General features: G+C 39.0%; 21 protein-coding genes and 1 riboswitch. Of the genes, 13 read left to right on the top strand and 8 right to left on the bottom strand.

From position 1 onward, the window contains the following. Positions 1–109: 109 nt before the first annotated feature. Positions 110–210: riboswitch (TPP riboswitch) on the top strand. Positions 211–345: 135 nt separating this feature from the next. Together ADM98_RS01510 and ADM98_RS01505 are read left to right on the top strand one after the other, a co-directional pair. Then, positions 346–1,098, top strand: coding sequence for a 3-oxoacyl-ACP reductase (locus ADM98_RS01510; protein ID WP_053451937.1), 753 nt, complete (start codon positions 346–348; stop codon positions 1,096–1,098). Between the two features lie 55 nt (positions 1,099–1,153). Further along, positions 1,154–2,464 (top strand): LLM class flavin-dependent oxidoreductase, encoded by a 1,311-nt coding sequence (locus ADM98_RS01505; RefSeq protein ID WP_053451936.1) that lies wholly within the window; start codon positions 1,154–1,156, stop codon positions 2,462–2,464. Positions 2,465–2,705: 241 nt separating this feature from the next. Here ADM98_RS01505 and ADM98_RS17080 read toward each other — a convergent pair whose 3' ends face one another. From ADM98_RS17080 to ADM98_RS01490, 3 genes are all read right to left on the bottom strand, one after another. Further along, positions 2,706–2,897, bottom strand: coding sequence for a TIR domain-containing protein (locus tag ADM98_RS17080; protein WP_235504809.1), 192 nt, complete (start codon positions 2,895–2,897; stop codon positions 2,706–2,708). A gap of 547 nt (positions 2,898–3,444) precedes the next feature. Further along, positions 3,445–4,455 carry an LLM class flavin-dependent oxidoreductase gene (locus ADM98_RS01495; protein ID WP_053451934.1) on the bottom strand — a complete coding sequence of 337 codons (1,011 nt, stop codon included), beginning with the start codon at positions 4,453–4,455 and terminating at the stop codon, positions 3,445–3,447. Between the two features lie 102 nt (positions 4,456–4,557). Beyond that, positions 4,558–5,322: an MBL fold metallo-hydrolase gene (locus ADM98_RS01490; RefSeq protein WP_053451957.1), complete on the bottom strand. Its 765-nt coding sequence runs from the start codon at positions 5,320–5,322 to the stop codon at positions 4,558–4,560. A 322-nt stretch (positions 5,323–5,644) separates the two neighbouring features. Here ADM98_RS01490 and ADM98_RS01485 point away from each other — a divergent pair, with 322 nt between their 5' ends. Continuing rightward, the gene (locus ADM98_RS01485; protein ID WP_053451933.1) at positions 5,645–5,980 is read left to right on the top strand and encodes a winged helix-turn-helix transcriptional regulator; all 336 of its coding nucleotides are present in this window, start codon (positions 5,645–5,647) and stop codon (positions 5,978–5,980) included. 167 nt (positions 5,981–6,147) lie between these two features. On the opposite strand, the gene ADM98_RS01480 is transcribed toward ADM98_RS01485, so the two are convergent. Continuing rightward, complete coding sequence (locus ADM98_RS01480; protein ID WP_053451932.1) at positions 6,148–6,591, bottom strand: Lrp/AsnC family transcriptional regulator; 444 nt, start codon at positions 6,589–6,591, stop codon at positions 6,148–6,150. 118 nt (positions 6,592–6,709) lie between these two features. Between ADM98_RS01480 and ADM98_RS01475 the strand changes: the two genes are divergently transcribed. Next, positions 6,710–7,276 carry a cysteine hydrolase family protein gene (locus ADM98_RS01475; protein WP_053451931.1) on the top strand — a complete coding sequence of 189 codons (567 nt, stop codon included), beginning with the start codon at positions 6,710–6,712 and terminating at the stop codon, positions 7,274–7,276. Positions 7,277–7,496: 220 nt separating this feature from the next. On the opposite strand, the gene ADM98_RS01470 is transcribed toward ADM98_RS01475, so the two are convergent. The 4 genes from ADM98_RS01470 to ADM98_RS01455 form a co-directional block, all read right to left on the bottom strand. Beyond that, complete coding sequence (locus ADM98_RS01470) at positions 7,497–8,516, bottom strand: tyrosine-type recombinase/integrase (RefSeq protein ID WP_053451930.1); 1,020 nt, start codon at positions 8,514–8,516, stop codon at positions 7,497–7,499. A gap of 1,362 nt (positions 8,517–9,878) precedes the next feature. Continuing rightward, a complete protein-coding gene (locus tag ADM98_RS01465) occupies positions 9,879–10,766 on the bottom strand; it encodes a hypothetical protein (protein WP_053451929.1) in 888 nt (295 codons plus the stop codon). 63 nt (positions 10,767–10,829) lie between these two features. Next, positions 10,830–11,456: a DUF4145 domain-containing protein gene (locus tag ADM98_RS01460; RefSeq protein ID WP_053451928.1), complete on the bottom strand. Its 627-nt coding sequence runs from the start codon at positions 11,454–11,456 to the stop codon at positions 10,830–10,832. A 471-nt stretch (positions 11,457–11,927) separates the two neighbouring features. Continuing rightward, positions 11,928–14,957 (bottom strand): DEAD/DEAH box helicase, encoded by a 3,030-nt coding sequence (locus ADM98_RS01455; protein ID WP_053451927.1) that lies wholly within the window; start codon positions 14,955–14,957, stop codon positions 11,928–11,930. 453 nt (positions 14,958–15,410) lie between these two features. Here ADM98_RS01455 and ADM98_RS17075 point away from each other — a divergent pair, with 453 nt between their 5' ends. From ADM98_RS17075 to ADM98_RS01410, 9 genes are all read left to right on the top strand, one after another. Further along, entirely contained in the window at positions 15,411–15,899 is a 489-nt protein-coding gene (locus ADM98_RS17075) for a helix-turn-helix domain-containing protein (protein WP_158583708.1), read from the top strand. Positions 15,900–16,249: 350 nt separating this feature from the next. Beyond that, positions 16,250–16,438, top strand: a complete 189-nt coding sequence (locus ADM98_RS01445; RefSeq protein WP_053451926.1) for a hypothetical protein — start codon at positions 16,250–16,252, stop codon at positions 16,436–16,438. Positions 16,439–16,452: 14 nt separating this feature from the next. Next, positions 16,453–16,677, top strand: a complete 225-nt coding sequence (locus ADM98_RS01440; RefSeq protein WP_050678812.1) for a hypothetical protein — start codon at positions 16,453–16,455, stop codon at positions 16,675–16,677. A 93-nt stretch (positions 16,678–16,770) separates the two neighbouring features. Beyond that, positions 16,771–17,862: a hypothetical protein gene (locus ADM98_RS01435; protein WP_053451925.1), complete on the top strand. Its 1,092-nt coding sequence runs from the start codon at positions 16,771–16,773 to the stop codon at positions 17,860–17,862. A gap of 181 nt (positions 17,863–18,043) precedes the next feature. Next, on the top strand, positions 18,044–20,257 hold the full coding sequence (locus ADM98_RS01430) for a VirD4-like conjugal transfer protein, CD1115 family (protein ID WP_053451924.1): 2,214 nt from the start codon (positions 18,044–18,046) through the stop codon (positions 20,255–20,257). Positions 20,258–20,269: 12 nt separating this feature from the next. Next, positions 20,270–20,512, top strand: coding sequence for a hypothetical protein (locus tag ADM98_RS01425; RefSeq protein ID WP_053451923.1), 243 nt, complete (start codon positions 20,270–20,272; stop codon positions 20,510–20,512). An 88-nt stretch (positions 20,513–20,600) separates the two neighbouring features. Beyond that, entirely contained in the window at positions 20,601–21,029 is a 429-nt protein-coding gene (locus ADM98_RS01420) for a hypothetical protein (protein ID WP_053451922.1), read from the top strand. 175 nt (positions 21,030–21,204) lie between these two features. Next, complete coding sequence (locus ADM98_RS01415) at positions 21,205–21,621, top strand: hypothetical protein (protein ID WP_053451921.1); 417 nt, start codon at positions 21,205–21,207, stop codon at positions 21,619–21,621. Between the two features lie 26 nt (positions 21,622–21,647). Next, complete coding sequence (locus ADM98_RS01410; protein ID WP_053451920.1) at positions 21,648–23,552, top strand: pLS20_p028 family conjugation system transmembrane protein; 1,905 nt, start codon at positions 21,648–21,650, stop codon at positions 23,550–23,552. The last annotated feature ends 4 nt before the right edge of the window (positions 23,553–23,556 follow it).

Genomic DNA, 23,556 nt, shown 5'->3' with positions numbered 1-23,556 from the left:
GACTCATGATTCACTTCGTTTACTCGCTTCTTAGAATACTAGAAATGAATTTATCTGTCAGAATCATTGACAGGGGTTTTCAAGACCACTACAGTGAAGATAACTTAAATAGAATCACTAGGGGTGTTATTAAACTGAGATGAGTAGCTACTCAAACCCTTTGAACCTGAACTAGGTCGTACTAGCGTAGGGAAGTGTAAACTCTGATGAACAAGCGGAGACGATGATATCGTTCTTTGCTATGTGATTATTTAGACGTGCGCAACTTTCCTTTTGGAGAGTTGCGTTTTTTGTTTACTAACTTCGCTATTTAAGTTGCAAAAATGGATGAGGGAGTGGACAAGAATGAGCAGAACAGTATTAGTGACAGGAAGTAGTCGAGGACTTGGGGCGACGATTGCAAGGGTGTTAGTGCACAACGGATTTAAAGTGGTGATCAATTACTTTAAAAGCAAGGATGCGGCAGAACAACTTGTGAGCGAACTGGGAGTAGAGAATGCAATTGCCTTGTATGCAGATGTCACGAAGCGGGAAGATGTCGAGAGCATGATGCAATTCGCAACAGCACATTATGGTCAAATCGATGTTGTCGTGAATAATGCATTAGTAGACTTCAAATTTGATCCGGTTGCGCAAAAATCGTTTATCGATTTAGAGTGGGAAGATTATCAAAATCAACTGGATGGAACACTTAAAGCAGCGTTTCACATCATTCAAAGTGTTTTGCCACAATTTATAGAACGACATAGCGGTAGTATCATCAGCATTGGAACAAACCTCTATCAAAACCCAGTCGTTCCTTATCATGAATACACAACAGCAAAAGCAGGTCTGATTGGCTTTACTCGAAACCTAGCCGCGGAGTTAGGTCAATATGGCATAAACGTGAATGTCGTCTCCGGTGGGTTATTGAAAGTCACAGATGCGAGTGCTGTGACAACCCCTGAAGTATTTGACTTAATTGCCCAATCGACCCCGTTGAAAAAAGTGACGAGCCCAGAAGAAGTGGCTCAACTGGTTGCCTTTTTGGCATCAGAAGCAGCATCTGGGATTACCGGTCAAAACGTAACGGTCGATGGTGGGTTAACAATGAATTGAAGCGATCGTTTTAAAAGATTCTTAGCTTGTAAGAGAAGGGATTCGTGAACAGAAGATGACGAATAGAAATCAGTTAAATATTGGTGTTTTGTTATATGGATGTGGTCATCACCAAGCCGCATGGTTAATACCTGATTCCGCGATTAAAGAGATCGGAGAGAGTCGCTATTATCAGCGTTTGGCTCAAATAGCGGAAGCTGGACGTTTGGATGCAGTATTTTTTGCGGACAATCAATCCTTTCCGGCTAATAATGCAACTGATTTACCTGCCTTTTGGTTGGATCCTTTAATTAATCTAACGGCTATTTCTCAAGTGACGGATCATATCGGATTAGTTTCTACGATATCGAGCACGTTCTCCAATCCGTATACAGCAGCAAGGCAACTTCTAAGCCTAGATCACGTGACGAAGGGGAGGGTAGGCTGGAACTTAGTGACCTCGATGACGGATTGGGAAGCGTTAAACCACGGGATGGATGCACTTCCACCGAGGGAGGAACGGTATAATAAGGCGAACGAATTCGCAGCATTGATGGAGAAGCTATTTTTATCTTGGGATCAAGCGGCTTTTCTTGCGAATCGATCAGATAACCAATTGATTGATCCTGAACGTATACAAGTTATCGATCATTCTGAAGCCTATTTCAGCGTAAAAGGTCCTTTGTCTACGCCGCGTAGTCCCCAAGGAAAGCCAGTAGCGATGCAAGCGGGGGCTTCTGAAGAAGGGATTGCCCTTGCAGCCAAACATGCGGATGCCGTATATTCTGTGTCATGGAATTTTAGACAAGCCCATGCTTTTCGTGAAAAACTCCATAAGAAAATTACACAAACTGAATCACCAGATCGAAAGATTAAGATATACCCAGGCTTAGTAACGTATGTTGGTAAAACAAGAGAAGAGGCACTAGCCAAAAAAGCCGAACTAGATGAAAAATTACCGGTTGAAAATGCTTTGAAACAATTGAGTTTCTTTTTGCAGCAAGATTGCTCCACATGGGATCTCGAAGCAAAGATTCCGACCTTACCATCGATCGAGGAATTTTCCGGACCCATCGGACGCTACCGAACGATTCTAGAGATTATCGATGATACAAATCCGACGCTCAAAGAACTATTAGGCTATTTAGCAGCAGGAGGAGGACACCTGACATTGATTGGTACTCCGGAAGAAATTGTGGATCAGTTGGAATTTTGGTTTAACGAGGGAGTAGCAGATGGCTTCAACTTGATGCCGCCGTCACTACCGTCAAGTTTAGAAGATTTTGTAGACATGATCATTCCTGAATTACAAAAAAGAGGATTGTTTAAAGACACCTATACAGGAAATACACTTCGAGAACATCTAGGTGTAACGAAAGTAGAGTAACCCATACTAACTAGCATCTTGTGATAAAGTACGGAGTATCAAGCCTCATTTCTTCTTTTATTCTATGAATTTTCTTCAGTTCATATTAAACGGTCGATAAATATAAGACGATAAACCTTATTGAAGATAAATGATGTTTGCAAGTATAGATTATAAGAACAGGAGTGTGATCTCTAAAATAAGAGGTCAAGCTCCTACTCTTTTACGCAATGATTAAAAAATGTTGTGCCATACATTCAGTTCAAATTTTTACTTTTAGATTAGATTCTCTTAGTTCTTTAAGGGTGTCATACTCTATTTCATCAATAGACTCTGTAAAAGGAATATATGCAATTCCATCAAGATCACTTGATTTTTCAACGGACTGTTTTAATAAGCAACATACATTTGACCGACCTAATTTTCCATAAAAAAATCCAAGTTCAAATATCACATTTTTTCTTGCTCTATATTGAAGTTTAGGATGTGTATCCCATGTATGTATTTTTTATCAACTTCAACCAAGCTTAAGCAAGATATAGTCAAAAAGACCTCAGATTTATTAGTAGCTAAATTTATGAGAGTATCAATATTTATTTTTCATCAGAAGATAAATCAGAAAAATCTTCTTTCGATATTATGGACGAAAAACGAATTCGTTTTTCTCTTAGTAAAACCCAAGGGAATAGAGGATGGGTGTATACAAATCCAAGGAAGAAAAGAAGCCCGCAATGGTTGGATCCATTGCGGGCAAAAAAAAGCGTCAGTTATTATATTGTTTTTTTGATGATTTCGAAAGTTTCTCTAGTCGTTTACTCCTCCAACATAAAAGGAATGATAAAGGATTTTATTCAGAAATATCATAAATAATCGATACAGTCTTCTCCTTTATTCCAACTATTTTTGTTCTTTAGATTTGTTAAAAGAACCATCAGTTTTTTACAACGTTTACGAATGGACAATCTCTGCTCAACTTAGTTTTCGCTGACTTCTTTTCAGTATTATTTTATTTCGTTGTTTAAGGAATCGCTTACTTGTTTAAAGATGTTGTATGATTGTATTTCTTTTTTACTGTCATAGATGTTTGATAAGGCAATGATTTCGTCTACCTCATACTTCTCTTGAAACTCGATAACTTCTCGACGAACCGTCTCTGCATCTCCCATGATCGTATACCCTAACTTATAATGCAGGATTTCTAGCTCATACTGAGATAAGGATTCAAGGAAATCCTTCTTTGGTGGGATGAGTTGGCTGAGATTATTGGTATAAATATCGATATACACCTGCAAGTGGCTGGAGGCAATCAAAGAGGCTTCTTCCATTGAATCAGCAGCAATGATATTGATGGCAGCCAATACATAAGGCTCTTTTAGATGTTTCGAAGGTCTGAAACTTTGACGATAGATGTTAAGCGCTTCTTCCATCGTTTCTGGAGAAAATTGTGCACCGAAAGCATAAGGCAATCCTAGTCGGGCTGCAATTTCAGCGGATCCAGTAGACGATCCTAGAATGAAGACTGGCACATGTGTACCAAGCCCAGGGTATGCCCGGACATCGCCTTGTTCCTCTTCTGTTCCTACATACCGTAAAATCTCTTGAACTTCTTTCTCAAAGAAAAAGACTCCTTTATGATTAGAACGTCGAATCACATCTGCCGTTTGTTGATCAGTTCCTGGAGCACGTCCCAATGCTAAATCGACACGTTCAGGAAATAGTGTTTCCAGTGTTCCGAATTGCTCTGCGACGACTAAAGGAGAATGGTTCGGTAACATGACGCCACCGGAACCTACACGAATACGTTTTGTATTCGCTAACAAATGCTGTACGATCGATACAGTTGCAGCACTGGCATAGGCATCATGATTGTGATGTTCTGCAATCCAAATACGTTTGTATCCCATCGTATCAACAGCTTTAGCCAGTGCAACTACAGTATCTATTCCTTTTTTCATTGTTTCTCCTTGTCTTAACGGAGCAATCGATAAAACGGATAGATCGAATTTTTTCATGATTTCACCTCTATGATTCATCGTTCTAGTTGTTTGATATGCAGGATGAATCCTTTCTGTTATTCAAGATAGTATTGAAAACTGTGTTATACGGTCATAAAATCAAAATGAAGTTGTTTCCCCATCATCCGGAACAAGGACATTGGATGTGATGTCTTTACCTTTAATGAATGTCTTCAATTCTTTTCTCGAGAGTCCCCAGTGGTTTACGGCTTCCATATGACTGACTAGGATTTTGGCTTTTGGAGCGGCTTTGTACACCTTATAGACATCTTCTTTTCCCATGATCAATGGACCACCTTCTAGGAATTGATTCTGTCCTCCGTTCAAAATAAAAATCTCTGGTTTATACGTATCGATATTTTTTTTCACTTCCGAATACCAAACGGTATCACCTGCTACATATAAAGTTTTTTCTTTTGGATGCTGAAAGATAACGCCCATGACATTTCCCATTTTCTTTGCCATCTCTCCGTAGCCATGACGACCATCTACTTCCGTCAGTTTGACGCCTTTAAAGGTCGTCGCTTTGCCTTCTTTCATGACTTCGATATTTGTAAAGCCTGCTTTTCGTGCCATATCTGCATCTTTTTTATCTTGCATGAACATTTTGATGTCTTTTGGAAGTTGTTCTTTTGCTGCCTGATCAAAGTGATCCTCATGCGTGTGGGTAACGATGACAGCGTCTACGTCATCCATAATCTTATCGACAGAGAATGGAAGGTCGACTATTGGATTCCGATCATCCCTTGTAGCGGGACCGAACGAATCAAATTCGCCCTTTTTAGAAAACATGGGATCTACCAAGAATTTTTGTCCTTTGTACTCTACTGTCACGGTCGCATTTCGAATTTGTTGGACCACCACGTCCTGTTTTTTCGGTTGTGATGGATTAGTTTTTTCAGTTTGTGAAGGTCCGCAAGCTGCTAATACACCGCTCAATGTGAGTGTGGTTAGAATTGCAGCTTTTTTTAATTTCGTCATTGTTAAAGCACTCCTTTGTTAATAGCTGATTTTTTATTGAGTAGGTAATATCTATCCTATGAGTCGTTTGATCCCCCTTCGTGTTGTCGGATAGAAAAAAGCTTGATCCTGTTTACTCGCTATGAAATTTAGTATATGGTCAGTATAAGAAATCAGACAAGTATGCACTTTTTTTGCATATACTATCAGAAAGGATAGTGTTACTATGAAAACTTCAAAAGGGAATGTAGCTGATAATCAAGAAACATTTTTCGGGTATACGCTTTCTCTCATCAACGGGAAATGGAAATTGTTGATTATCTATTACCTGTCAAATAACGAGCCAGTTCGTTACAACGAACTACAACGTATGATTGGTACCATCACGTATCGTACATTAAGCTCTGCTTTAAAAGAGATGGAGCGAGATGGATTGATTCATCGTCAAGAGTACCCACAAATTCCTCCAAAGGTGGAGTACAGTCTGACAGAGAGAGGCCGAACACTTTGGCCAATCATCCAAGAAATGTGCAGGTGGGGCGAATTGAATCAGAACAGTTAACGGACTCCTGACTAAATGGGTTATTGTGTCAGCGAAAAGAAATAAGACAAAAAAAGGCTAAGGTTCTTTAGTATCTAAGAACCTTAGCCTTTTTGATATCTTTCATGTCATTCTTTTTGAGGAGTCAATTCGACTCGAGTTTTTTATATGGCGCAGAACGAAGCACATTAGACATGATCAAGCGGGGAGAAACGTCGCTTAATTTCATTTATCGAGAGGTAAAGCGTGTAATTGCCATGCTCAAGAATGGAATTTAACAATACATTCAATTGTTCTTGCGAAGTAACTTTTATTTTTAAGTGATAGCAACCCTCACCGGATACACGATGCGCTTCCACCACTTCTGGACATCCGTTCAAAAAACGAATGAACTGTCCATGATTAGATGTTTTCATATAAATGATGACGAAAGCTGTGTAAGAAAAGCCTAACTTAAGTTCATCAATGATCAAAGAATAGGATTGAATAATACCTTGATCCTCCAGCTTTTTAATCCGGTTGCCAACCGCCTGACCCGTCATATGAATTTGTTTTCCAATGTCCTTCCATTGAATCCTTGAATTTTCTGATAGAATCTGAAGGATTTGATAGTCGATATTATTGAGTTCCATGTTAAATTCCTTTCATGGTGAAATGATATGAAGCAGAAACGATTCATCAGCTTATCGATTAATATTGAGTCTCTCTTTATGATTAATGTGTAAGGAAAATTATAAATGAGGTGAAGATATGGATACAGCTTTAATTATTGTAGATATTCAAAAAGATTACTTTGCAAATGGAAAAATGGAGCTTGTTAATCCCGATCGAGCAGCAAAGAATGCCGCTAAAATCCTGGATTGGTTTAGAAAAAATAATAAGGAAAACATTTTCCACGTTCAACATGTAGCCAGTAGTCCGGACATGGGATTCTTTCTTCCAGATACGGAAGGCGTTGAAATCCACGAGCTCGTCCAACCGTTAGAAAATGAAACGCTCGTTATCAAGCAGTTCGCGAATAGTTTCCTTCAAACAGAATTAGGAGAGCAGTTAGCGAAGAAGCAAATCACTAAGTTAGTCGTGGTCGGTATGATGACACATATGTGTATTGATGCGACTGTTCGTGCGGCAGTTGATTTAGGCTATGAAACAACATTGATTGAGGATGCTTGCGCGACTAAAGATCTATCATATGATGGCAAGGTCGTTTCAGCTGAACAGGTTCACTATTCGTTCGTCGGCGCTTTACATGGCATGTATGCGGATGTGATGTCAACTGAACACTTTTTACAAACCCAACTGAAAATTAATGGATGATGAACGGAAAGATAGCGACTTGTCTTCTCTAAGTCCATAATATGAAAGCAATGAAATTCTCCTAAGAATTTTCATTGCTTTTTTATATAAAACGGTCGTTTTATATAAAAATCTAATATACAAGTAAACTTAGTAGAATGACCGATAAATGTTATATTTTCTCGTATATTAATCAATGTCTAATTATTAAGGAGATTTGACGTTTTATATAAAAAGTCCCTTAATCATAAGGTAGCACATTTAAATTAGATTTTTTTAATTGTTGAAGATACGTATTCGTAGTCGTTATTGACTCATGCCCCGAAAGATTCATGACTTCATATAAAGGAATACCATTCGCTAATAGCTTTGTAATAAAAGAGCGGCGAAACCAATGGGGTGAATTTTTTTGTAATGTTAATTGTGCGGAAGCAGCTTGAGCGATAAGTCTCAATGCTTCATAAGAAATAGAATTATTATTAGTCCTAATATTGAAACAAATATAAGGATTCGTTAACCCTTCAATTTGCATTAATTGCTTTAATCGATCGATAAGATGGATTGATTTTTGGGATAACGGAATGCGTCGCCACTTTTCACGCTTTCCTTTAAATTCAATATAGTTACTAGAAGAATGCTCTTGAACCTGGCTGAACTGCAGTGCTAGTAATTCACTAGCCCGCATTCCTGTCGTCAACAACAAATAGCCCATCGTCTCATTCCGCAGCTGCAACAGCTCGCGGTTCTTTTTTTGCTTTACCGTGTGGCGAAAGGCAAGTGCAATCGCCTCCATCTCGTCGAAGTCGATCTCGCGGCGGAGCGGCTCCGGCTTCATCTGGTCCTTCACCTGTACTGACAGATCACGCGAGTGATAATCATTAACGTGTAGAAAGCGCAGGAAACGCCGCAACATGGTATTGCGCCGCTTGACGGTCCGTGGCGCGTACTGATCATGGACATCTTTTAAGTACTCGTGTAAGTTGAGGATCGTCAGTTGTTTAACGCCCTGCGTTTTGGTCACAAAAAATCGTAAAATATAATCGAGATCTTGTTTGTACGCCCGCTTCGTATGCGGGCTTTTTTGACTATAAATCGGAAATAACTCTGTCGCCCAGAATAGTTCGAAGATTTCGAGATCGCTCAGTGCTTCCATGTTCAAATGATCATTCTCCAGTACCGCGAGCAATTTCTCCCGGCTATCGGCAAATGCCAGTGCTGCTTCTTCTCTAATTACAATTTCATTCAATTCCTCTTCGTTCATGGTCCATTCTCCCGTCTATCTGTTCAACGCTTCCTCTTTTGATACCTTTTTTATTCATCTGCTAAGTAAAACACCGATTATTTACGTATTACATTCAATTATGACTGATATACATACGTATTTAAAGTGTAATCAATTAATTAATAATTGTATTACATCATTTATCCATATTCAGTATAACAAATAACTACTTGTGATAACAGGTAATTATCACAAGTGATTTTAAATGGATAATATAGTTGACATAATATCTTTTGGGGTGAATTTAGCGGGGGGAGAATTCATGAGAATCAGTCATCAGTCAATTGGATGTTTCTCTCCAGGTTATCTCCAAGAGGTCGAACGATTTATCGTCTCATAAAGAGAAGTATTCTTATGTTAGTGAGACGAATGATGGAGAGAAATATTATGACTCTTTAAAGTTTGATGAATCTGTTAAATCGTGCTATGAGGATGTGCGGATTTTAACACGTAAATGTCTCTGCAAGGGTACTGTAGTTACGAAGTCACATCGAGCGGGGAGGGGTTATCATGAGGAAGGACATTGAGTGCCGATATATAGCAAGTATCTTCTTTTCAGTTGCCCTCTCTCAAGAAAGATTAAGCTCCCTCGCCTTAACACGTAAGGCTATGACGTGCATCAGACAAAGAGAGACGAAGTCTTTTTTTATGATTTGGAGAAGGAAGTCATGCTGCTATGAAACATCGCTACGCCCCGCTCGCCTTGCCCGTCTTATTGGTGGTGTTGCGTTGCCTTCTTGACGCAACCAGTCGAGGTTAAGCCAGCGGAGCAACAGTAAGAAAGGTATCATTTTGTTCTATTGATACAAGTCAACTTTGAGCGAGAGATGATTGGTTTGAGTCCGATCAAACTGTATTTACTTCTTTACAAATCAACTATCAATTATGAAAAATATTTGAGGTTGCATGGATATGCTTATTTGCATGATGAAGTAATAGGAGCTAAAGGTTTTATAGGATAAACACATGTAGTCAGAATCAAATCAGTAGACCATTTGTCTAGTTTTAGTGCTTACGAAACGATAACTTCAACTGGAGATGATTAGACTGTTTTAATGAGATATATAATTTATACTGCACCTTAGCATAAAGAAATTATGTTCTCTTCTTTAGCTGAATTTATAAATCAGGTAACATATCTACCTTCAAGCCTTTAAACTACTATTTTCTAGGTTCAGGGAAGGCTTCGAGGGGGAGTTAAAGTACCGTTAACATTAGAAGCGGCGATGATATTGATATTCCTTAATCACCCCTAAAGTAATTCTATATTACAACATGATCTATACCAGTTAATGAGGGTGTAGGTCGGAAAGCATCGAGTACTTTAGCATTAAATAAGGGTCAGTTTAATGTTAAGAACTCGACTTTTTCATTAATTAATTTGTTAATTGTATCCGAGGAAAAAAATTTTTCTTGATCTTTATATAAAAGAATTAATGAAAATGAAAATGGACGATTAAGCGTACTTACGCTCAAATGGTCAAATATTTTAACTAAATCTATAACATCATCTTTACTATTTAAAGTACACTCAACTTTATAATAAACAGGAGGAGTAGTAATATGAAATTTTTGGATTTTGTGTAATTCAAAAACTTTGTCTGATAAATACTTTAAATTATTGATCATGAATCCTTTGTTTTCTTTTTCTACAAAAATTGAAAGTAAAGTGGTTAATAATTTAGCAAGATTAATAATTGTATTGAATTGCAAAATTTGATTCTTCAAACACCCTTTCGTTTTTTCAAAGTTAAGATTTCCTTGTACATTTTTTCCCCACGAAGCATGAATAACTTTATTTCTGTATATCCTCAAATTTTCATAAAGTGTAATTAGGATTAAATAAACTGATTTATTTTGTACCTCAAGAGGTAAAGCAGAATTTTTTTTATTTAAAATTTTTTTGAATTCTTTAATTTTATATAAATAAGTCGATTGAGAGTTAATGACGACATTATTACTTTCCAATATCCATTCAACGATCATATCTATGGTTTTAAAAGAATTTACAAATAATAATGGGCTCAATTCTATATAAGTATCAATTTTGTAATGAGTTAATAATGAATCACTAACTCTAAGGAAATGATTAAATGTCCCTTCATCAATAGTATTGAACTTTACTAATTGTGGACCATCATCAATTTGTTGAGAAAATAAATTACTAATTTTGTCCAAAATCCACCTTTCATATTCTACTTTCTCGTATAGTTGATCAATATCGTACATTAATTATTTCTCCTTTATTTTTAAATTATATAAAATTTAGACTTCTTTAAAATAATAGATAGCTTAATTTTCTTCAGATGATATAACGTATGAAGGATATTCATAATTAGTTTTCAATAGCATTTCTATAAACTTTAATATATTCTCTGCTTCTTTTTCGCTTTTTAATTCTATTTTATGAGTTGCCTCGTTTCCCTGTAATCGAATATAGTCGATCCAACCTTTATTCGATTTATTTATATAGCCTTCATCTGATAAATAATTAACGTAAAAAATAAAATTTTTATTCTCTTCAGCACCGAAGTGTACTGCTATATTCATCAACATCTTTCTAGCAAGTAAAACAGTGCCTGTGTAAGCACCTCCAGAAAAAGAATTTCGTGCTTCAGTATAAAGAGATGCGATTTGTGGAGGAAGCTCTTCTACAAAATGACCAATCATTTTACCGGGGAATTGTCTCTCATTAAAATCAAAAAAAGTAGGACCTTTGCATGAAGGGCATATATAAATCCCTTTGTAGTGAAATGTATTACCACTTCCGTCAGAAAAATTATTAATTTTATACCCTTTATCACTCGATACTTTATCATTACAGAATCCACATAAATAACTCATTGATGCAACTCTTTCTGGATCTGACCAATGAAAATCTGAACCAAAAATTTTCTTAGTAGTTTGTTCTTGTTCCATAATAATTCTCCTTATTTTATAATATATTAATGGAAAATACCGTTTCCTTTGAAGGAAATTAACTAAAGTTCACTTGCATAGTCTTTTTCTAGCAGCCGCTTTGAATTCTCAATCGTATCCGTTTTTCCATGCCATTATAGTGATGTGAATATCCATTGAATTTGTCTGGTAATACATAGAATGAATTAAACTACACCCCGTTTACTTTGAGTACTTTCCGTAATATAAATCACCATGTGCATTATCACCCAAGATATTTTTATAAATCTGAATTAAAATAATCTCAATTGTGAAATCTCTTGTATTTATAAATAATAGATAAACATCGATTAATACATTACGATCATTCCTATCTTAAAAATTCCTGCTACACAAAAGCCCTTAATTCTAGCGAAGGTATACATGACATCGACACAATCATTAAGGTTGTTTTCAATTAATTTCATTGTCTATTCTACTCGGAAAAGTCGATTAATTACTAAAGTAACAATTAAATTGAATTCCATAGGTATCGATTAAGTGTGAATCTGTTGAAATAATGACTTGTTTCATTGAATCAGTTAATTTACTTCTGGAAACTCCGGGCTGAACGATTGAAATATTTAATCGAGTTACATAGCCTGATCGAATCATTTTTTTTAAGGTATTCAATATATTTAAGTCCCCTTTTTCGAATCTAGAACTTAAATGACTCTTTCTTCTAGCATTTTCACGATAAATCATACGATCAATCAGTTCAATGATGTTATCGTTCCAAATAATCGATTTTTCTGCTTGACCACATACTTCATATAAGTCTTTAACTCTAGCACCGGGTTTAACTCCATCTGAATATTTGCAGTGGTATAAATTAAATGTTATATCTTTCATCTTTTGATTAATTTGGATCGAGACAACATCTGCGATTTCTCCAGAACCATCATCATCAAAGATAACATCTGATGATTGATCTACAATGTTATGAATCGTAGCATACTGAATAGAGTCAGTTTTTTTGTTAATGCCTTGAGATTCAGATTTAATATCGACACCAAGTTGAATCCAATTGATTGGTATTAATTTATTTGGATTTAATTCAATATTTTTTTTAGGATTGACAGTAATGCTTAAATTTTCTTGTACAACAACGACTAAACCATTATTTTGAATAAATGATATTTCAGGAGCATTATTAAACAAATATTCTGTTGCGCTTATCTTCTTAGTTCGACTAATAAGTATAAATAATTCATCACCTTCGATTTGTGAGAAAGAAAATGAGTTTTTTTCGATACTTTGTGCAAAAACATATTTGCGTTCATTTATCCATAGTTCAAAATGAAGTTTTTCTTTTATAATTTTTGGATTTTTTAATTCAGCATTAAAAAATGGATAATGTTTATTTTCTTTTTCAATATAAAATTGCTTACTCAGTGAATTGGATGTTTCGATGGATTCAGGTAATAAAATTTTATATGGCGTACCCTCAGGAAATTTATTAATTGGTTCTGAGACTAACGAATTTTCAAAAATTTCAGTGGTACTAATACTATCATCTAATATTTTTGAGCCAATTAATTTGCACCATTCCTTCCAAAAACCAATGCTTTCAACCCATCTCATCCATACTTTTCCTTTATAAGAACAACCAATGCTGATTCTATTTCCATTCTGATATCCATAGCCAAACAAATTTGATTTAATTGAACCTGCAGATATTGATTCATTAATTCCAGATTTAATATCAGATCCAGTAAACATTCTAAAACTTATTCGTCCGCTTGGTTGTTGCTTTAAACCTAGTGTTCCAATCATTAAACGATTGATATCGCTTAAACTTCGATAAATTACATCCCCTTTAATAGCAGATGTTTCTTTAAAGATTTTTTCGATGAGTTTGTTTCCTTTACTGACATCGGTTTCATGTATATGAATCAATTTTTTCTCTTTATCATAAAAAACAACAAAGAAATCATAACCATATTGAAAGATATTTTTTTGATCTGACCAATGTACTCTAGATTCAATTTCTTCGATGAAAATAAAAACATTATCTTGTTCATTTATCAAGTTTGTTGTTCTAGTTTTATCTAATACATCTTCCCAACGATTTATATCAATTTCTGCAGAAAAATTTCTAAAAATGCGAGTACTTATTTTAAGTTTTATTTGTGACAAATCAATATCTTTCACATGACCTTTTTTAAAACTACTGTAAAATTCATCTGTTTCAATTTCTTTAGAAATAGCATTGCTTGAATGAATATTTAAAAGTTGATTCCAATCAGAGTTTTGGTGATAGAGTTCTTCAACGGATTCTTTCAAATCGTCTATTGCAATATTAGTTACTAATTTAGCGTTTCCTAGCTTCTTTTTTCCAGATCTAGCGAATCTACCAATGAACTGTAGAGTTATAGGTAAAGATTTGTATTTGTCATGAATAGCTGCAATTTTTAACGTCGGGATATCTATCCCTTCTCCAAACATGTCAACGCATACCACGATTTTAGATTTACCGTTCTTGATAGATTGCATCTTTTCTTTTCGTTCAGCTGCAGGAATATTTGAATGGATTACAACCGGATTAAGATGAGTAAACGTCGAATAAATCTCTTTAAACAGTTCATCCGCTCTCTTTTGAGTGTTTGCTCTAGCTAATAAAATATGATTGAACCCTTCATCTATATCTTTTTCCAAAAGTTTAATTGAAATTTTTGCAATTTCTAAATCAGATTTTTGCTCGTCGAATTCTTTAATAGGATAAAAGTCGATAGGCATAAAATATCCGGCATTTTGAGCTAGTGAAAGATCGTAATTAAAAATGATTTTTCCATCGATCTTTTTTCCATCATTTCTAAATGGAGTAGCTGTAAACTGCAGTATTTTATTTTCTGTAAACATCTCTCTGACTAATGACCACTCTTTAGCTGCTAAATGATGAGCTTCATCAAAGAACACTACATCTACTTTTTGAACTAATTGTTTCATTATTTTTGGCGACATAGAACTTAGCATTCTAGGAGTCGTAACAATGATATTAGACATTAAAATATATTCAAGTAACAAATCTTCATCTTCTTTTTTAGGTTTTGATTTATACATTAAAGTTGTGGGGAGTAATGCTTTTTTTGATATCATTTCTAATTCAGGTAAAATCCCAAATTTTTTAGCACCCTCGTAAAGCTGTTCTCTTAAATAATTTGAGGGAACAACAATAAGAGATGAAGTAATTCTTTCAGAGACTATTGTAGAAAAAATAGTTTCAGATTTGCCAGTACCAGTAGGTAAAACAATAGTGGCTGGAGTGGATGAAGTAGTCCAATGAGCTCGAATAGCAGATAATGCACCAAATTGAGGTACTCTTAATCCAATTTCTTCTTTCTCTCTAGATACTTTTTCTATATAGTTATCTTTCCAGCTATCTGAAATTTCTTCTGGACTTATAAATATCTCTTTATCATTAGTAGTAATACTCAATCGATTTGATCCTAATTTTTTCTCATAACTTTTAAATTTAGACAAAATAATCACTACTTTCACAATTTAATATGAAGGAAAAATAAAATGAAAAAGTTAAAAAATACAATTAATTTTTATTCGTTTTAATAATATGGATTTAAAACCATATTATCTCTTTTCTATGAGAGTTAGCAATAAATGCGAAATAACATAAAAGTGGTTACTTAATTTGATACGATTTTCGCAATCAATTTTCCTGAAATGACTTAGCTAAATTTTGAGTTATAATAATCATTTTACTTATTTAAATATTTTACAATTTGAATACATATTCACCGCATCAAGTCTAATTTTATAAAATTAGACTTGATGCAACTAGTATCGTCATTATTCGACATATGTAATAAAGTTGACATATTAAAATATAAGTTGAATTAACAGAATAATCTGCTATATTCTAACTATCATCAGGAAGACATTGTCATAAAGTAGTTCTCAAAGGAAAGGAGCATGTACATGTACCGATTCGGAGAGTGGTTACGACGAGAGCGTCTGGAACATGGATGGAGTCAGGTAGAGTTAGCAGAGAAAACGTACGGAGAAATCTCGCAGGCGGCAATCAGCGCCTATGAGAGGAATCGTTCGATTCCTTCTATCCTCGATGTTCAAATTCTTGCGACAGCCTGTGAGCAGACGCTAGGATCCATCCCTTGGGATGAATTCGACTTAAGGACGGAGAAGAAACGGAATTGGTCGAACCTGAAGCAAGAACGCTTCGATTTGGCAGACCTCCCGCTAGCGGATTCTGTGCGCACGTTCGACGGCAAGACATACCAGCTACATGGTCGTATTGCGATCGAACGAGAGAGTAAGGAGACACAAGAAATCTCGCAGATCTATTACCGTATTCGGACAGTCGTCGGAGAGAATCAAGTCATCGCAAAACGGAAGCATCCGGATGACGAATTAATTCATGTCTCACGCCGTAAACTCGTTCATCAGTAAACCATCTATGATTACGTATTTACTTATGAAATAACATGAAGCAATGATAAGAGGAATTAATGACCGTAGCAGCATATCGCTAAGGACAGTCCTTCCAAACACATATTGGCGTGTCCCTCACGAGTGACCGGGTGAGCGGGATATACGCAGAAATGGTTTGGCGAGAGTCGCCTAAAACTCGCCCACAGGTCACGCATTCGTTGAGGGTCATCGAGAAACCCTAAACAGACGTCCAATATCGGATGTCAGAGTTCGTGGGGGAACGTGCTCCAAACCCACCGCCCTGATCGACTCCGACTGTCCTTAAGGATGTGCTGCTGCGCATCGACCTCAAGGAAGGAGTGTACGTTATGCCGACACGTGAACAGAAGCAAAACAAGACCTTTGCCGAGAAGTTGCTCCGGATTCAAGGGAAAGACTATGAGGAGTGGCTCGACGCCCAACATCAGCTCGTCATCCAAGAGAACCAGGAACTAATCTTAGAAGCGCTCGATTCAAAACTGAACTTCACATCGCCTGTAGTTACGTCACGGGATTGAGAGGAGGAAAACAGATGGGCTTAAATGAGACAGGACTCAGCTTGCTCCAGTTCTTTCAAGGACTCGCCGTCATCGCCGCAGCCATCGCCTTCGCAGTTGGTGGCTTCTACTTCATTTTCGGGGGGGATCGTGGACGCTCGAAAGCAGTCGGTTGGCTCGTCGGTGGTGCCGTCGGCCTGATCATCGTCATGGGTGCTTTCACGCTGGCTGAGATGGTCAACGATAATATCAAATTCTAATTGAATAAGTGACCAAACAGACCGTCATTCCAAATTGGATGGCTTTTTTTTATTGTCTTCGTTACGATGTCTCGCTTCAAAGGAGGAGAATCTATGCTCTTCATCCGTTTCACGGATATACCGAAAGATACCTTTCCGAATTATGAGCGTCTACCATACGAGGAGGCGCTTTTATTATCGACACAAGTTCATCAGGAAGCCCAGCAAGCGAACGAACGCTTCTCGAGTGAGTTCCGGATTTTTGATGATGCTAACCAACTCGTCTACAAAGGAATTTTCCAGTTTGGTGATCCGACCTATCCGAATCTTTATTTACAACTGAAAGACCGGATCCCGCGTATTCGGATCCGAAAGGAGGATGCGACGAAGAAGATCCTATTACTCGAGAACCTAGAACGTTTGACGCCGGAATCCTACAAGGCGATGACGATGTCAGTGGTTCAGCAACAGCCGAATGCGACACACGTCTCCCGCTTACGTCGCGGTCAACGTCGTCTCGTCTACGGCGTAAGTGGTGTCAGCCTCTTGCTCCTTGGTGCGTTGTCCGTTGTCCAACTCGTTCAGCCGGATCCACCAAGCGGCGTCCAAGCGGAAACATCAGATTGGCAACCACTTTATGAAGCAGCGTTGACGGGAGAGACGGATCTACTCGTCGAACGACTCGAAAAACGAAAGTCGCTGAACGATGAACAACAGCAATTCCTGATTACACAGTATGTCGAAGAACAGGACTACGACCAAGCGGTTGCTGTGACGAACGATCCGATCGACGTTGAGACGATCATCATGCAGTCGAAGCAATTCGCGACGAACCGTCAAGAGATGTTACAAGCCTTCCAAGCCGTTTATCCGACGGACGAAGGAACGTTCGATCTTGCTATCTTGCAGAAAGACTATAAGCGTGCCGTCTCACTTCCGGATGTCGAGATGACGACTGCCCGTCAGGAAGCTAAAACACGGGCCTACATCGTATTGAGAGATGTGAAGAAGGCACAAGAGAGCATCAAGACGGTTCAAGACGAGAAATTGAAGGAGCAAGTGGCAAGACTCATCCAGCTCGATGATGAAATTCAAGCGCTCGAGGGTCAAAAGCGACAGTTATCGGAGAAGAAAGATAAAAAAGAGTTAAAGAAGCTAAATGAGTCGCTCGAAGCGAAGCTAAGACAAATCAATAAGATTATTTAATGAAAGTATGGTGATTGAAATAATGAATAAATCACAGTCATCACAATCTATTCTTTCATCTACCTGGTTTTGGCGCTGTTTTATCTTCTTGATTGCTTTACCTATTCTCTTGTTCCTAATACTCAATGTGGCATCTCAATTCCTACAAGCGACATTTCAAAATCTCTTCCAGGACGGGAAAATGACGACCGGCTCCCCGCTTCAGTACGAATCGAATTGGTGGACTACGCTTGCTTGGTCGACCTCCTTCGCTCTCGCTTTGTTCGGTGTCTGCTTTCTACTCGGAGGTTTTCTCTTATTGAAGTATTGGCTCAACTTCCGCGATCTCAAGGCAGCTCAAAAGGGCAGTGCCCGCTTCACGACGTTCCAAGAGCTGAAACAGCAGTATCGCGATGTTCCGGACCGTAAGAAGACTTATAGTGGATCTGGTGGTGTCCCGGTCGGCCGTTACCGCGATCGTCTCTACATTGATGATAGTGCCGTCAATAATCTCGTCATCGGGACGACCCGTTCCGGGAAAGGCGAGACGTTCGTCTTCTCGACAATCGACCTCTACAGTCGTGCCGAACGTCAGGCTAGCCTGATCATCAATGATCCGAAGGGTGAACTATTCGCCTCTTCCAAAGAGACACTCGAAGCACGCGGCTATCAGGTCGAGGTCCTGAACCTGATGAATCCATCGCAATCGATGTCTTATAACCTGTTACAGCTGACAATCAACGCCTATTTGGACGAGAACTACTCTCTCGCCCAACAGTATGCCCGCTCGGTCGCCTACATGCTCTATCATGACCCGAAAGCAAAAGATCCATTCTGGAGCAACTCCTCGACGGACCTCTGCACCGCTCTGATTCTCGGGTTATGCGAACAAGCGAAACATGAACCGGAGAAGATCACGATGTATAACGTCGCTTTGATGTTGTCCGATCTCGGCTCACGCTCGGTCATCGATGGAATGGGACAGGAACAATCGGCACTCGATGTCTTCTTCGCAGCCTTTCCGGAGAATCATCCGGCACGTATGCAATACGCGACGCTTCACTTCTCCGGTGGTCAGACACGCGCGAGTATCCTCGCCAATACGAATGCTAAGCTCGGGATTTTCACGCTTGATGCGACAGCACGTTTAACGGCACAAAACTCACTTGATATGAAACTGATTGGTTTTAACCATTGGATTCGCGGACGTGCCCTTCCCTTGTCACGGTTGACGTTCTCCTTCCCAGGTGGGAAACAACTTGCTTTGACGACGGACGACGATGGGAGTTTTGTACTCCATCACGAAGAAAACCTTGAGGTGGATACCGAGATCACCGTAGAAAGTGAAGGACAGCAGTACACCGTGTCACTCTCAGGTTGCAGAGACGAGACGAACGGTGTCTTCGACTGGACGACGGATGCACCAATCGACATCCGAGAGATTCGTCAGCATCCGCGCCCTGTCGCCGTGTTTCTGATCGTTCCGGACTATGATCCAACACTGAATGTCATCGCCTCACTGTACGTCAAACAAGTCTATACCTCCCTCGCTCGCGTCGCCTCGCAAGCGACGAGCGGACGTTGTGAACGCCAAGTTATCTTCCTGCTCGACGAATTCGGGAACATGCCGGCGATTGAAGGGATGGCGAACATCATCACCGTCTGTCTCGGTCGGAACATCCGCTTCAACCTCGTTATCCAGTCCTACGCACAGCTCGAGAACCTTTACGGAGAAGATTGGAAGACGATCGACGGGAACTGCGGAAACACGCACTACCTACTGACAGCAGATGAGTCGACGGCAGAATTGATCTCGAAGAAACTCGGAGAGCAAACAATCGTTACGAAATCACGTTCCGGACAAACATTCTCGCTCTCAAAGTCGAAGACGGAAAGTGTCGATGGTCGCCGCTTGCTGACGGCAACCGAAGTGATGGGACTGAAGGAAGGCGAGATGCTGATTATCCGCGTCATTAAGCGGCAAGACAAGCAACAGAAACGAATCCAATCCTATCCTCTCTTTTTGACAGGACGGACGGCGATGAAATACCGCTATGATTACTTGGCGGATGACTTTAATACGGACCGTTCCATCAACGATCTCGTCATTCCCTGTGCACATGCCCACCTCGACCTGAATACGCTTCGTGTCCCGTTTCATCTCGGCGCCTCAGTTGCATCGAAAACGGTTGAGACGGAGGAGGAGACACTTGACGCAACAGAATGGCGCGTCTGCGATGTCCTGCAACCGAAAATCCTACGCTCGATCTTCGAGACGACCGAATACGATACGTTACCGATTGATCTGTTCAAACAAGGCATTTTAGATAAGACAATTCCTGTGACCGACAACCAGCGCCATTTCTTGAAGACGATCATCAGCAAACGACTCGAGAAACTTCGGCATGGCGTCTAAGGAGGGCATCATATGACAGAACTGACACGCACGGAACGCGTCCAGCGCGAACTCCGCGTCATTGCGACCATCATCAAGGAGAATAAGAAGCGTCTCCGTCGTGGTGAAGTCTTGAACATCCAGACCCGGGACGGATTCCTCGTCGTATTTGAGGAAGAAGACCCAGACTCAGGCGACCGAAAAACTGTTACACTTATAGACACATTCGATTTCCGTGTTCATGTTAGTAATTGCGATCTAACATCAAAAGAATAAAATTAATTAGTTAAAAATTAAGTTTTAGGATAAAGGTGAAGTTAAGGATTACAACCTTAAATAACATAGTGATATAGGTGGTTGAAGGATGACAGTAGAACCAAGAGAAAAACTACAAAAATTAATTCTTAGCACAGAATTTGAGAAAGCGGAAACACTTATTCTCGGACTCACAGTAGAAGAACTAGAGGAAATTATATTGGATATTGCTAGTAATACAGAAAGTATGGTAGTTTACGCTTTCATGTCCTATCTTCTACAACGTAAAGAAACAAGTAACTTTCATTATGTTTCCTCAATTCTAATGGCATTTCCTCTATGTCACATAGAAGGAGCTTATGAAATAGGCTTGTATCATGCAATGAGAGCTATAGCATTGGATCCTAATGACATTGATCTTTACGAATATATTTTATATTTCGAGGAGTGTCCGGACGGCGAATTTCCTGAAAAAGATTTAAACATGATAAAACTGAAGCTAAATGAATTAAAAAATGAGTTTAAAGAAAATCAATAAATTTTAATTTATATATGAGACATTTGTATATAAAAGATACTTTAAATTTTATTAAGAAAGAATCAAGACTCTATCAGTTGAATAACCATAATGTCGAATACTTTGAATTTAACAATCTGTAATGACTAGATTACTCCAAAACAGGTATCGCCAACTGAAAAAAGGGGGTAAATTCATGCAAGCGAAACGAGTACTCTTCGTACTATTGATTTTCTCTGCGTTACTTTTGGTCGGTTGTAGTGAAAATAGTGAAGCAAAGTCTCTTAAACAAGTCTCTGTAAAAGAAATTGATCAACTAAAAGATAGTGATCAAAGCAATTTCTTACTTGTTGATAGCGACAGTAAAGCAGAATTTGAGCCTTATGTAGATAAAGTGAAGGACATCGCTGAGAAAGAAGATGTACAAATAAACTTGTTTAATCCTTTTCAACCTAATGGAAAAGATTTAGAAAATCGTGCTACAGATGAACATGGAGAATTAAAGGGTGGTCGTCTGTACAAACTAGAGAATGGTAAATTAGTTCGTTCTCTCGACCTTACTGCGTTAGATGAAAAGGCAATCGAAGATGAAGTAACCTCTTTTATTAATTAAACGCAGACAGAGAAGGGAGGACCATCATGGCTAATGGAGATCTAGCACCCAAACTGGAGGAATTTCAAGACTTATTGAGCATCAGTGATTTAGTGAGAGATGCGCTTCGTTCTATTGGTTGGCTTCTCGTTAGAGGTCTCTCCTTCATCATCGATGGTCTTGAACAAATTACAAATGATATCCTCCTCATAAAATCATTCTTTAATAATCCTCAAGTGGTTGAATTCGTTCAGACGATTCAACCTTTTTTATATGTCATTTTAGCTGGGAGCTTTTTATTTACCGGTTACTTGATGATTTTCCAGAAAAAATTTGATCGAGAAGGATTTCTCATCAATCTGTTTATCACTTTGTTAGTTTTAGGGTTGTTATCTCCGACAATGATAAAGACAAGTGAGTTCACAGACAAAGCCATTACAAACATCAATCAAGATGGAGTATATGAAAATCGGGATCATACTCTATCACAGTCAGTGCTCCAAAAAAATGTACATGATTTAGTCGAATACGATAAAACTGCTTTCAAAGATACAAAAATTAAAATTCCAAACTCTGTTCCAGCAAGCCAAATCAAGAATATAGACATCAATGATGTATTTGATAGCGATGAGTATCGATTGAGTAAAGAAGGTGAAGATATTTCTCAGAACAAACTTGCTTGGAATGGGAAAGAAATGACCGAAACCGAGTTAGACCAGAGCGGCGTTGAATGGAACAACCAGTACTACTATCGCTACCATCCGAACTGGCTGACGATTCTTGTCACCCTTGGTGTGATGGGCTTCACCCTTTTCTCGATTGCCTACAAGCTGGCTCGCCTTTCGTTCGAGTTGGCTTTTAATTATGTTTTAGCGATTTTAGTCGCCCCCGCCGACCTGCATAGCGGACAAAAGACGAAGAAAGTCATTCAAAGCATCCTGAATACATTCCTCGTCATTATCTTGATTTTCGTCTCGATTAAGCTCTACACGATTGGGACGGCTTATCTTGCTGATACACTCGACGGTCTTGCCTATTTGATCGCGTTGATTGCTTTCTCCGCTGCCTTGATTGATGGACCGAACATGGTCGAACGCCTCTTCGGCATGGATGCAGGTCTGAAACGTGGGTGGGGTGTCGCACTTGGTGCGTATGCTGTCGGGAAAGGTACGGCAAAAGTCGGGGCTCGCATCGCTGGACAGACGATGAAGAGGACATCACGCCCTACTACTCCATCCGCCTCAGAAGCTGCTAGTACAAAGTTACCACCGAATCCGCCATCAGGTGGTGGTACACCGACGGGTCGTCCGGATCGTTCGTCCGATAGTGTGCCAGTTCGTTGGCAAGCACAAGAGCGCACTTCACGACCAACAAGACAAGAGAACCAGCGCATTGAATCCACTGATCTATCGACGCACGACACGAATTCGGAGAGTCCGACTGTAACAACATCAAAAGAGTCCATGCCACGCCGTTCGAACTCCGTCTCACCACAATCACCTGCGACTACTCCGTCATCATCGCAAACACCTGTTTCACAACCGAAGATGCCCGATGGATCGATGAAGGAACAACCAACTATTTTACCTGATGCGTTCAATACCTCTGAAACAGCTGTCGCATCGCAACCTATTTCACCGTCGGAACAACCTATTGGAACACGTGCACCTAATCCATCTTCTATTCACTCAGGATCAACATCTAACACGACACCTAAAGAGACAGCACGTACTCTACCCTCTTCAGGCGCGAGCAATTCTTCACCTTCTATCACTGAGTCGCAAGAGACATCATCCGGAACACAGCGGCAACGAAAGTCGATTTATCAGACACTGGAGACGACGACACAAAAAGAACTCAAGCACATCGAACAAACGCAGACACGTGTGACGTCAGAATCGTCCCGGATGTACTCGACCGATGTCCCGCGTCTAGACCCGAAAAAGGAGTGAGACC

The organism is Exiguobacterium sp. BMC-KP, from assembly GCF_001275385.1.
In the GTDB taxonomy this organism is placed as follows: Bacteria; Bacillota; Bacilli; order Exiguobacteriales; family Exiguobacteriaceae; genus Exiguobacterium_A.
The sequence above is the reverse complement of the archived record's forward strand: the minus strand, read 5'-3'. Positions and strand labels throughout refer to the sequence as shown.